We start from the raw sequence: 12,262 nt of genomic DNA on the forward strand, positions 1-12,262 counted from the left end.
TAAGTATGGAAGAGATACAAACCCCGGAAGGCGGTGTTCTGATACCGATTTCCGTAGAAGATGAAGTTAAACGGGCCTATATAGACTATTCAATGTCCGTTATCGTTAGCCGCGCTCTGCCCGATGTCAGGGACGGATTAAAACCCGTTCACCGGCGTATCCTGTATTCGATGGAAGAAATGGGTATCCGGTATAACACCCAGACAAAAAATGCGCCCGTATAGTCGGTGATGTACTTGGTAAATATCACCCGCACGGAGACGCCTCTGTTTATGACGCGCTGGTCAGGCTGGGTCAGGATTTTTCCCTCCGCTATCCGATAATATACGTGCAGGGAAATTTCGGGTCCGTTGACGGGGATCCGCCCGCCGCTATGCGTTATACGGAAGCAAAACTCGCTAAAATTTCTGACGCCATAATTAATGATATAAAAAAAGACACCGTTGATTTCGGACCAAACTATGATGACTCTATGAAAGAGCCGCTGGTTTTACCCGGCGCATTTCCCTTTCTTCTGGCAAACGGGACTTCAGGTATTGCGGTCGGTATGGCAACCAATATGCCTCCCCATAATCTGAATGAAATTGCCCAGGCTATTTCCGCATATATAGATAATCCGGACATTTCAATTGAAGAATTATGCAAATATGTTAAGGGGCCGGATTTTCCGACCGGCGGCGTTATTTTCGGGCGCAAAGGGATCCGCCACGCCTACAAAACAGGCAGGGGAAAAATAATTGTCCGGGGCCGGTTTACCATTGAAGTTGATAAAAAAGGCAGGGAATCAATAATCTTTACTGAAATTCCCTATCAGGTGAACAAGGCTAATCTGGTTGCCAGAATAGGCGAACTTGTCCGGGACAAGGTTATTGACGGTATTTCCTATATAAACGATGAATCCGACCGGGAAGGCATGCGCATTCTGATTGAACTGAAAAGAGGGGCTATTGCCAAAGTCGTTCTGAATCAGCTTTTTTCCCGGACCGCGCTGCAGTCTTCTTTCGGAGTGATTAACCTTGCCCTTGTAAAAGGCCGGCCCCAAACGCTGAATCTGAAAGAGCTCATTCATTATTTTGTTGAACACCGGAATGAGGTAGTAACACGCCGTACAAAATTTGACCTCCGCAAGGCTGAAGAACGCGCCCATATTCTGCAGGGACTGATTATCGCGATCCAGAACATAGATGAGGTTGTAAGAATCATAAAAGCGTCCCGGAATATTGACGACGCGAAAGCCGCCCTCATGAAGCGCTTTGACCTGAGTGAAGTCCAGTCACAGGCAATTGTGGATATGAGGCTCGGAAGGCTGACCAGTCTTGAAATTGAAAAACTTGAAAACGAACTGAAGGAACTCGAAATACTTATCGAGCGCCTGAAAGACCTTCTCGCGCATCCCGAAAAGATACTCCAGCTCATTAAACAGGAAACGACTGAACTGGCGGAAAATTTCGGGGACGAACGCAGGACGGATATTGTCACGGATGAAATCGAGGAAATAAATATTGAAGACCTGATTCAGAAAGAAGAAATGGTCGTTCTTATTTCCAATCTGGGATACATAAAACGCATACCCGTTTCTTCGTACAGGAGCCAGAAACGCGGAGGCAAGGGTTCAACAAGCACAAAACTGACGGAGGATGATTTTGTCCACCAGATATTTACCGCCTCGACCCATGACCATGTAATGTTCATAACCAGTGAAGGAAAGGCTTACTGGGTAAAGGTTCACGAGATTCCTGAAGCTTCCCGGACAAGCAGGGGCTCCCATATAAAATCCCTGCTAACTGTTTCTTCAGAAGAGGAAATTACCACTGTCGTTGCTCTTAAGGATTTCAGTGATACTGAATATCTGCTGATGGCTACGGCCGGCGGTGTTGTCAAAAAGTAACAACCGATAACTTCCGGAATGCAAAGACGCGGGGTATCATTGCAATAAAACTTGATGACGGAGATAAGCTGATCAGCGCTATTTTGACCAGCGGTGAAGATGAAATTATGCTTATTACCCGGCGGGGCCAGGCTCTCCGTATGAGCGAAAAAGATATCAGGCCGCTCGGTCGGGCTTCACGCGGCGTCACCGGTATCAAGCTTTCCTCCAGTGATGAGCTGGCCGGCGCGCTCCGGATCGCCGGCGACTGCAGGATGCTGATAATGACTGAATGCGGGTACGGCAAACGGGTGGAATTCTCGGAGTTTTCTCCCCACGGGCGTGCGACCGGCGGGCAGCGTATTTATACAATCAATGAAAGGACCGGTGAAATTGTCGGCCTGATTACAGTACAGGACAGTGATGAAGTTGTGTGCATTACAAGTCAGGGAAAAACCCTGAGGGTGTGCGCGAACACGATTTCCACAATGGGACGTTCAGCCCAGGGTGTCAGGATACTGAATATTGAACCGCCCGATATGTTAATAGGCATTGATTCCGTTGCCAAAGAGGACGAGGAAGAAAAGAAACCTGAAACCAAAGGCGGTGTAAAATCAATCGCCGGCGAACTCGATCTTGACGGCAGCGATCCGGAACCGGATACGGAAGAGGAAACTATTTCTGATGATGTTTCTCCGGGAGAATCTCCGGATGATCAGGAGTAAGCGGTCTTAGAAAGGAGCCGTTTATATATGCCGTCCGGTATAAATTTACCGGACGGTTTTTTTATGCGTGGAGGGATCCCATGATAGACCATATCTGCCTGCTTGTAAAAAATCTGGATAAATCGAAAACTTATTATGAAACAGTATTTTCCCTGTCCGGAAAAAGACACCCCGCGGACGCTTCAGTATATATGCTTGAAAACAGGGACATTCATTTTTTCATTATGGAAACGGACGCCCCGGACCAATTTATACGGGAACAGCATCTTTCCATAGAAATTGAAAGTATTGAAAAAGCTGAAAAGATTCTTGCGGAGTGCGGAATCACCGACTATGAAAAAGGCATATTCAACGCATTTGATTACAGAAATTACAAATGGATAGAATGGCGGGACAGTAACGGTATCAGGCTGGAGTTTGTCGAATATATCACGTGAAAAGAATTGCCTGTTTGGAAGTGAGGTTTCCAATTCTCCGGAATGGTGGTATTATATGTGCCGGACCGGTTTTAAAACATATTCATGCTAAAGCCGGTTTTGCCGTCATAATTAAGGAGAGTTAATCAAATGCAAAAAGAAACCGTCACTGTAGAAAATCTGCCCCTCCGGGAAAGGCCGATTGATATTTTTTTTATGATTGTATTTTCGGTTTTTATTGTTACTTCATGTATCGCCGATATGGTTCCCACGCTGGGTATTGATTTTAATGAACCATCTTCAAATTTTATTGTCAACGCAAACTACTGGTATGCTGAAGGAACAGACCCGCTCTTCCAGAATCCGCCCGTGTGGATGCGGATTGTGACAGGGCTTTCCGCCTTTGTGTATATGCCATTCTATATAATACTGGTTATAGCGTTCGCCCGCGGCTGGAACAAAATCCAGCTCCCTTCCGTGATTTATGCGACGATGATTTCAGCAATTACCGGGATTATTGTGTTCGGCGTGGAATTTTTCGGCGAACAGGAATGGAGAACACCCAACCCCGTAAAATTTCTTTCATTCAATCTGCCTTACGTATTGCTGCCGCTGCTCCTTCTTGTGCGGATGCGCAAGCCGCTGCCCTTTACCAGAAAGTTCTGAAAGTTATACGGAGAGGGGAACGTATTTTTCCGGAATAGTTATCCGGTACATTTTTCGGAGGTTTCTATGTTTAAAGTAGCAATGCTCCAGATGGCCCCCACAGGAAGCCGGAAAGGCAATCTGGAAAAAGGACTTCTGTTCTGCAAACAGGCAAAGGAGATGGGCGCCGATCTGGCGCTGTTTCCTGAAATGTGGAACATCGGATACTCCTTTCCCCAGGATGATTCAGGTTTCAGCGCGTGGGCCGAAAAGGCAATAGGTATAAACAGCGATTTTCTGGCTGCCGTAAAAGGCCAGGCGAAACAGCTGCATATGGCCATAGCAATCACTTATCTTGAAAAATGGCCCGGCCTGCCGAGAAACACCGTAACAGTTTTTGACCGGTCCGGAAATGAAATGCTCACTTACGCAAAAGTCCATACCTGTGATTTCGGCAGTGAAAAATACTGCGCGCCGGGAGATGATTTTCATGTATGCGAATTGAATACGGAAGCAGGAACGATAAAAATCGGCGCAATGATCTGCTATGACAGGGAGTTTCCCGAAAGCGCGAGGATCCTCATGCTGAAAGGCGCGGAAATCATTCTGGTGCCCAATGCATGTCCCATTGAAGAGCACAGAATAAGCCAGCTGAAAACCAGGGCCTTTGAAAATATGACGGGAATTGCGATGGCAAATTATCCGAAGGAAATGCCGGACTGTAACGGTCATTCCCAGGCCTATGACGGTATAGCGTTTGACGGAACCGATCCGTTCGGATACCGGGATATGCTGCTGGTTGAAGCCGGAGAAGAAGAAGGGATCTATATTGCTGAATTTGATATTGAAGAAATCCGCAGATACAGGGAATATGAAGCTTTCGGAAACGCGTACCGGAAGCCGAAAAAATACGGAATGCTGGTTTCTGAATCCGTTGAGCCTCCCTTTATCAGAAAAGATTCAAGGCGGTAGTGCGCAGCAGAAAATTTCGAAATAAAGAACAGACAGGTCTGTTTTTGTATCATGTACTTATATAAAACCATATTTCGATGGACGGATTTTTCCCGGTAGATTTTTCCGTATGCAATTCATATTCAAAATTTCCCGGAATATACCTGTTTTCCGCAATCCAGGTCCGGTAAAAATGCTGCTTTACCCTGCCAATGGCAGGCCCCCACAAAAAACCGTACAGGGGTTTCACCGTGATTACACCATAGGTCCCTTCAGGAAGAAGCGCGCAGTCCAGTCCGGCGTGATTTTCTTCTCCGCCCGTAAAGAGTTCAAAATCCCCTGTTTCTGGACAGTAATTTTTGTAAGCACATAAAAAGGGATCCCCGGCTTCCGGCCCGGAATACTCCCGTATTGTTTACTCAGTCTGGGAATATCTTTTGAGATTGTTTTATCATTTGAGTTTTTCCATAAACCGTAAATGGTTTTTTCCGGCTGATTCTCAATAATAGTCACGTCGAATTTTTTCATCAATCTTTTTCTCCGGAAGGTCTCTTCTGAAAATAATAACCAATATTGTGTATGTTTTAAAGACTGCGCCGGCCCTATTCAAATACGGAAAAATAGGCAATAATGAATGGTAATGAGTCACATGGTTATTACAAATCAGCAGGCCCGCCAGTTTCTTCTCGCCAAACATGGCCTGCTGAATGAGCACATTTTTGAGGGCCCGCAGGGCGTTCTTGACTATATCAGTCAGGCCGGCTGTATTCAATTTGATCCCATAGATGTTTGCGGAAAAAACCCGGAACTGGTACTGCAGTCCCGCGTCCGGAATTTTGAAAAGAAAATGCTCTATGATCTGCTGTATGAAGACAGAAAATTAATAGATTATTTTGACAAGAACCTCGCTATTATGCATGTATCTGACTGGCCCTATTTCAGGCGTTACCGCGACTCATACCGTACATACGGAAAAAGCAGCGCCGCGGTTGAAAAAGTCGGGGACCAGGTAAAAAACAATATCCGTGAAAAAGGACCGCTCTGCTCACGCGACCTCGGCCTTGATGAAAAGATTTCATGGTACTGGAGCGATACGAAACTTTCCCGCGCCGCGCTTGAGCAGCTGTATTTTACCGGAGATCTGGTGATTCATCATAAGAAAGGCACGGGAAAATATTATGATCTTGCCGAACGACACATACCTGAAAATCTGCTGCACGCGGACGATCCCTGTCCCGATACTTTTGAACATAACAAATGGAGGGTCCTCCGCCGTATCAGTTCTGTCGGACTTCTGTGGAGCAGGCCTTCGGATGCCTGGCTGAACATTTATGATTTGAAAGCTCCCGACAGGAAAGAGATATTCAGCCGGCTTATTGACGAAAAGAAAATCCTTCCCGTGGAAGTGGAAGGGCTTTCCGACATTCTGTATTATAATTCAGGCGATTTACCGCTTATGGAAAGTATCCTGCAGAACCCTCCGCTGAAGGAGCGCTGCGAGTTTCTTGCGCCGCTTGATAATATGCTCTGGGACCGGAAACTTATACAGGCGCTTTTCGGTTTTGACTATAAATGGGAAATTTACACGCCCCAGGACCAGAGAAAATACGGATATTATGTTCTGCCTGTGTTATACAGGGACCGTTTGGTTGGCCGGGTGGAAGCGGTCAATAACAGAAAAGAAAAGACTCTGTCGGTAAAAAATATCTGGCTTGAACCCGGCGTGACCATGACCGGAAAACTGCGTACCGCCATGACCTCCGGTTTCCGCCGGCTCGCGGCTTTTAACGGCAGCACCGCCATAGAAGGCGCCCTGCCGTAACCCCGCCGCATTAGAGAATTTTTTTCGGATTGGTATAACGCTTTTTACAGTATCTGCTCTATATTGGTTTTAATTTCCCAGACATTATTTTCCATGTTACTTACAAGCGTTATTTCTGTTTCTTTTTTCATATTATAGCTTGATATAAAACTGACCCCGGGATCACTGCCCTGAAAATATGGCGTATACAATTCTTCCGATTCTTTGTTAAGCCATATTCCGTATCCGTAATCGGATGTTCCATCGTGGATGTGCACGCTTAGCATATTCTTTACGAATTTTTCCGATATTAATTTTTCGCTCAACAATCCTTTCCAGAAATTATGTATGTCCGGTATTGTCGTGTATGCTCCTCCGGCCCCGCTTCCCTTTGCGTCCACACTATATATATTTGAATAGTATTCCTTTTTTTCCGTATCATATATATAAGCGCTGGCGCATTTTCCGGGCAGTCTGTCCAATTCATAATATCCTGTGCTGTTCATATTGCATTTTTGAAATATTTCTTCATCAAGGTATGTATCAAATGCTTTTTTACTGATTTCTTCAATTATTATTCCCAATAAAACAAATCCCGAATTGTTATATTGAAATTTTTCTCCGGGCCTGTACATCATTGGTTTATGTATGAACAATGGCAGTAAGTCGGTTGATTTTCGAATTTTATAATTCGGAAAATCTTTCCATAAGTCCGCATAATTATCCAGCTCGGATTCATCAAAATAATCGGGGACGCCTGACGTATGTGTTAATAGCTGCTCTACTGTTACTTTTTGGTCCAGCCTGTCCAAGTCAAATGATAGTATGGCTCCGATTTCTGTATCAAAAGATAAATGTCCTTTTTCTATTAATTGTAAAATCCTGGTTGCGACAAATACTTTTCCCGCTGATGCTGTCGGAAATTTTGTTTCAACTGTATTCGGGTTCTTATTTGCTAAATCAGCATATCCGAATGCTTTTTCAAATAACACCTCTTTATTCTTTCTGACCGAAACGATTCCGCTGAAATCAGCCCCTATCAGGTTTTCAATATTCACGCATGTACCTCCTTAATAACAAGTAAATATCCCATTACATGAAATTTTTTCTGATAAACTCCTTGAGTTCATTATATTCCTGCCTGTTTTCAAAATATGCTTCTTTTATTATAAAGACACTGTTTTCACCCGTAAAAATATAAATGGAATCTTTATCAAAGCGTATGCGGTTTATTTCATTTTTGGTTAATTTTACGTCACTGCTTTCCGTCTTCTGGATTATAGCGGTTTCATTTATTATAAACGTCCTTTCTTCCTGGAGCATTTTGCTGCTGTAATAATACTTTTTGTATAGAATTTTCGGACGTCTGATAACAAGGAAAATTACCACGACGATAATTAACAGCGGTAAAAGGTCTTCAAAAAGGCTGGTTTCTTTATATACTATGCTGCCATATATGGAAAAACCTACAATAACAGCCGCGCATACTATGAGAACAATCAGCAATACTTTTTGCCGCAAAATGTGTTCTTTCATATAAAACCGGTTCATCTGAACATAATCATCAAAACTTATTTTTCCGCTGAAAGTAAATTCTTTCATTTTTCTCTTTCTCCTTTCCGCGCTTTTAGGTTCGGGGAGCGCCGCCTTTTTCAGGTAAATATTTCTTCAGGTGATTTACTGAAGAAAAAGGACTTTTCTTTGCAAATAATAATTACTGAAAAGATCAGCAGCAAAACGGTCTGTATTATTTTACTGTCAGGATGTGTCCGGAATATTTCATTTGAAAAACCTGCCAGAAAATGAAATATTATTACCAGTACCAGATTTCTGTTGGTTTTATAATACAGCCAGTTATTTATAATTAAATACGGGATAAGGCTTACCAGAAAGTTTATTGAATATATAATTCCGGTTTCCGCCAATACATTCTGGTAATATCCTTTTACATAGGATAACGGCATATGCCAAAGGCCCCAGATAACGCCAAAAATAATACATGTTACAAAAAGGTTAAACCGGTTTCTCAGGCAGTGAATTCCATACGTATGCCATCCCAGCTCTTCCAGAATAGGGGCCAGAATTAGCAGGAACCATGCGGGGAATATTCCGGCGGAGAAAGACATGTGCTCGACAAGCCTGAATTGTGAAACACTATAACCAAAAAGCAGAGAGATTGCCTGTGCCGCAAGTATGCTTACAGGAAACAGAGCAAAGGTTAAAACCCAGAAGACAGGACGAATTCCTTTAAAATTGAAAACAGAAGAAAACAGTTCTTTTCTCATTTCCTGATCGGGAAGTATTAATATCATGGCAATAATGAATGGCCCGCAGAGGCCTATTATTCCGAGAAGACTTCCCGTGAGAATAGCACTGGGGTTTTCCTGCCATTTGCTGTTGCTTATCCATGCCCATGCAAACCAGCATATCCATGGAACAAGAACAGCTATGCTATAAAACAGAATAGGATGGTTGTATTTTTTAGTTGCATTCCGGCCTCCATATATTCTTAATATACACGATTCAGGAATATGTCAACCGGTCTGCATACAGACCGCCGGCTGTGAATCTCCGGCAGTCAATACCAGCGAGCCGATCAAATTTCCGCTTTTTTATTGCGTCGGCATATATTTTTTAATGCTGTTCTTTTCTTCTTTTACACATATTTTCTTTATTTCATCTGTTAATTCTTTGTTATAGTTTGTTTTCAATTTTATAATTTCCCCCAGGGCAAACGCGGAACTCCACCGTACAACCGTTCCTTCATGACCGGTGTTTTCCAATAAGTTTTTTATCGCGTCTTTTAAATCATCGGTAAATAAATACGCGGTATTTCCGATTATCCTCGCGCTTTCCCATTTTATTCTCGGGGCTTTTGCTTTCAGGTTTTTGACGGCAAAGGCAAAACAGGCTTTATTGATTACGGCGGGTTCTTTTTCGCTTGCATATTCCAGTGATTCTATACACGCTGCTTTAACCGGGTCTTTTGCGGTTTCAGCAAAATCTATTATATCACCGACTTTTATTTCCCTGTTAAGAATATACCGGCTCAATATTTCCGTTTTTTCTTTTGTTTTTAATTGTTTATTATTCATCAGTTCATCAAGATTCATATTTTCTCCGGCGTATAATATACATTTTCATCCGGATCAGCTTATTCTTTCCGCGATAGGATTAAATGTATATGTTCATTGTCTTTCGGAAATAATAATAACCGGTCTCCGTCCATAATGAAATAATATTCTGTCATATAATCATGAAATAAAAACTTTCCATGAAAAATAATATTACTGGCAGTAATTTTTTCTATTACAACACTGATTGGCTCTGTGTTGTTTGTATTTCCTATTGTACAGGTACCTTTTAAATTATTATCAATAATATATTCAGCCGGGTTATTGCCGGAAAAATTATAACTTATCCATGTACCCTGAATGTTTTCATCGTTTATCCGTTTGAACAAAAAAACGGTATATTTATCAGTAAGCTGCAGCCTGTCATTTTCAATTACAGCTTTTAAATGTAAAGTATTATTCAGAATTAATGTTTCATCAGAAAATGTATAACCGAAAAGATCAATATACATTTCCATCCCATATATATCCGATATTTGTATTCCGTTTTCATCAACTCTATTAGCAACCTGCAATAATAAACCATTTTCGTAAAAAATATATTCGTTTATAACGCCGCTCTGAATTTCTCCATTGACAGTTTCTAACCGCCAGTTTCCGTATAATTCTGTCTGGGAAAAAACAGACAAGGAAATAGTAATCAGTAATACTATTGGGCATAAAAACTTCATGAGAACCGCCCCGCCTTTTATTATGTTTTGAAAATAAGTACCTCTCCTATTGTCCCGTCTTCATATTCCGCTTCAGCATTGTTTTCTATTATTTTATAATTTCCGTTTGTGTATTCTCTTACAACTTTATTCCAGAACAATTTTGAGGTTCTGTTTTCCGGATGATATCTTAACTGCCAGGCGCCCTTGTATTTATCAAAAATATATTTTGCGGCAAAGGTTCCGATGCCTGATTTTCTGTACTTATGCATTACAAAAAATTCCGAGACAGAATAATTTGTTTCAATATTTATTTCTGGATAATCACTAATCATAACAAATCCGGCCAGTTTGTCATCAGCTTTTATAAAGTATATGAACCTGTTTTCTTCCGTCCAGTAATAATCCAGATAATCATATCCGTACAGTCCAAGACTGTTTACATCACAATTATTATACTGGGAAAATTCATATTCATATTTTTCCAATAAGTTTTTCAGGATTTCTTTCTCATCCTTTGAAACAGGCGCCATTGAAATATTCATAATGCTTTCTCCGTATTTTTCCGGTATCCGGCGGCCGCCTCTTACCGGATATAATTCAGGCTCTTTGCCTGTTCCATTAATAATTCTTTGGTTTTCTTTAGTACCCCGATATCCGTCATAATTTCCTCTTCCGGGTTTTCATCCGCATATTTTTCCAATAATTTGATTTGGCTGTCCGCTAGTAATATAGCAGTATAATACTGCCGCTTACTTACCAGCTGGCTTAATTCCTTCAGAATAAATCCCGTATTCTGCAATATTGTATACTTCTGAACCGTTTTATCCGTATAATCATGATATTCATCATAGTCGGCTGTATATTTTACTTCCAGAGGAAAGGTTCTGTAAATTATTTTATCCTGGTCATATGAATAATATTCAACGCTGCAAAAACCTACCGGAATTGTTCCGTTTGAATATATTTCCCTGAGATATTGATCCCTTAAAATCCTATTAACAGCATCAATGTTCAGATAATATAAAAATATTTTATGTTCACCGGGATCCATATTTTTTATTTCATTTTTTCTCGTATGTGTATAATAATTATTCGTCGGCAGAAAATTATTAACGGAATACCATGACGTGCGGTAGTCGGTACGATCTTCTCCTATCCACGGCATTAATGATATATTAATTTTTATATTCCCTATTGCGGGATATACAAATCTGTCATAATCATCCCGGATTTTAGTTTCCAGTTCATCATTTGTATCCGCGTAATATGAATTTCCGCCGACATTTTTTAATGACTGGTTCATAATAGCCCAGTTAGGGATTTCTCCGTATCCAAGATAAGAAAAACTGATATTATTCTGCGATTGCAGTTTCATCAGAAAATCAAAATACTCGGTTTGCCTTTCGCTGCTTTTCAGTAAATCCGAATCAGTGATCCATAAAAACCTGGTGCCATAATCATTGTCGATTTCGTCCATGCAAGTAAATGATTCATATAAGATAGTATCTAGTGCATAAATTTTCCTGCTGCTTTCGATTTTTGATAAAGCATCATTAATTGAAGCAACCCCTGTTACAGTAATAATTTCATTTTCTACCGGATCAAATATACCTGTAATGGCATCCGACTGTTTTGACTGCAGTATTTCTGTTAATGCAGATATGACAGATTTTTTCCATTCAGTTCTTAATAATATTTCGGGATTATGTATAAAGAGTATATAATTTCCCTCGTTTCTTTTAAAGAAATCCTTGTTATTAACATGAAGTCCGACAAATAAATTAAATTTATCCCCAGCTGTAAGAACCCTTTCTTTTCCAGTTTTGTGAATATTGACAGATCTTCATTCCCGTTAATATCATACGGGAAAGTATAATCATTAATATATGAATAGGCATCTATTTTGGAAGGATCGATAAACTGACCTGATTCAATAATATCCATATTCGAATCTCTTCCCGATTCCGCCTGTCCGCCCGCAAAAATCTGCAATACAATGCAGCCATAGAATAATGATAAGATAAAGACCTTTTTCATTTTGTTTCTCCCATGATTATTTTTAAAACCATA

13 protein-coding genes and 1 pseudogene are annotated in these 12,262 nt (G+C 41.2%); 5 read left to right on the top strand and 9 right to left on the bottom strand.

Annotated elements, in window-relative coordinates; genetic code table 11:
* Positions 1-5: 5 nt before the first annotated feature.
* From gyrA to K7I13_RS08665, 4 genes and pseudogenes are all read left to right on the top strand, one after another.
* Positions 6-2,592, top strand: a pseudogene (gene gyrA, locus K7I13_RS08650) (DNA topoisomerase (ATP-hydrolyzing) subunit A).
* Positions 2,593-2,672: 80 nt separating this feature from the next.
* Complete coding sequence (locus tag K7I13_RS08655; protein ID WP_255944870.1) at positions 2,673-3,029, top strand: VOC family protein; 357 nt, start codon at positions 2,673-2,675, stop codon at positions 3,027-3,029.
* 129 nt (positions 3,030-3,158) lie between these two features.
* Positions 3,159-3,674, top strand: a complete 516-nt coding sequence (locus K7I13_RS08660; protein WP_255944871.1) for an EXPERA domain-containing protein — start codon at positions 3,159-3,161, stop codon at positions 3,672-3,674.
* 66 nt (positions 3,675-3,740) lie between these two features.
* Positions 3,741-4,625: a carbon-nitrogen hydrolase family protein gene (locus K7I13_RS08665; protein ID WP_255944872.1), complete on the top strand. Its 885-nt coding sequence runs from the start codon at positions 3,741-3,743 to the stop codon at positions 4,623-4,625.
* Positions 4,626-4,859: 234 nt separating this feature from the next.
* Here the strand turns inward: K7I13_RS08665 and K7I13_RS08670 are convergent, their stop codons facing one another.
* Entirely contained in the window at positions 4,860-5,132 is a 273-nt protein-coding gene (locus tag K7I13_RS08670; RefSeq protein ID WP_255944873.1) for a hypothetical protein, read from the bottom strand.
* 106 nt (positions 5,133-5,238) lie between these two features.
* Between K7I13_RS08670 and K7I13_RS08675 the strand changes: the two genes are divergently transcribed.
* The gene (locus tag K7I13_RS08675; RefSeq protein WP_255944874.1) at positions 5,239-6,426 is read left to right on the top strand and encodes a winged helix-turn-helix domain-containing protein; all 1,188 of its coding nucleotides are present in this window, start codon (positions 5,239-5,241) and stop codon (positions 6,424-6,426) included.
* 44 nt (positions 6,427-6,470) lie between these two features.
* Here the strand turns inward: K7I13_RS08675 and K7I13_RS08680 are convergent, their stop codons facing one another.
* The 8 genes from K7I13_RS08680 to K7I13_RS08715 form a co-directional block, all read right to left on the bottom strand.
* The gene (locus K7I13_RS08680) at positions 6,471-7,463 is read right to left on the bottom strand and encodes a serine hydrolase domain-containing protein (protein WP_255944875.1); all 993 of its coding nucleotides are present in this window, start codon (positions 7,461-7,463) and stop codon (positions 6,471-6,473) included.
* A 34-nt stretch (positions 7,464-7,497) separates the two neighbouring features.
* Positions 7,498-8,007 (bottom strand): YcxB family protein, encoded by a 510-nt coding sequence (locus K7I13_RS08685; RefSeq protein WP_255944876.1) that lies wholly within the window; start codon positions 8,005-8,007, stop codon positions 7,498-7,500.
* Positions 8,008-8,057: 50 nt separating this feature from the next.
* Entirely contained in the window at positions 8,058-8,717 is a 660-nt protein-coding gene (locus K7I13_RS08690) for a CPBP family intramembrane glutamic endopeptidase (protein WP_255944877.1), read from the bottom strand.
* Between the two features lie 300 nt (positions 8,718-9,017).
* On the bottom strand, positions 9,018-9,518 hold the full coding sequence (locus K7I13_RS08695; RefSeq protein ID WP_255944878.1) for a hypothetical protein: 501 nt from the start codon (positions 9,516-9,518) through the stop codon (positions 9,018-9,020).
* 41 nt (positions 9,519-9,559) lie between these two features.
* Positions 9,560-10,210, bottom strand: a complete 651-nt coding sequence (locus K7I13_RS08700) for a hypothetical protein (RefSeq protein ID WP_255944879.1) — start codon at positions 10,208-10,210, stop codon at positions 9,560-9,562.
* Positions 10,211-10,230: 20 nt separating this feature from the next.
* Complete coding sequence (locus K7I13_RS08705; RefSeq protein ID WP_255944880.1) at positions 10,231-10,734, bottom strand: GNAT family N-acetyltransferase; 504 nt, start codon at positions 10,732-10,734, stop codon at positions 10,231-10,233.
* A gap of 41 nt (positions 10,735-10,775) precedes the next feature.
* Positions 10,776-11,669, bottom strand: coding sequence for a hypothetical protein (locus K7I13_RS08710; RefSeq protein ID WP_255944881.1), 894 nt, complete (start codon positions 11,667-11,669; stop codon positions 10,776-10,778).
* 209 nt (positions 11,670-11,878) lie between these two features.
* On the bottom strand, positions 11,879-12,229 hold the full coding sequence (locus tag K7I13_RS08715; protein ID WP_255944882.1) for a hypothetical protein: 351 nt from the start codon (positions 12,227-12,229) through the stop codon (positions 11,879-11,881).
* Positions 12,230-12,262: the final 33 nt, after the last annotated feature.

Origin of the sequence: Brucepastera parasyntrophica (assembly GCF_022376835.1) — a bacterium.
Lineage (GTDB): Bacteria > Spirochaetota > Spirochaetia > Treponematales > Treponemataceae > Brucepastera > Brucepastera parasyntrophica.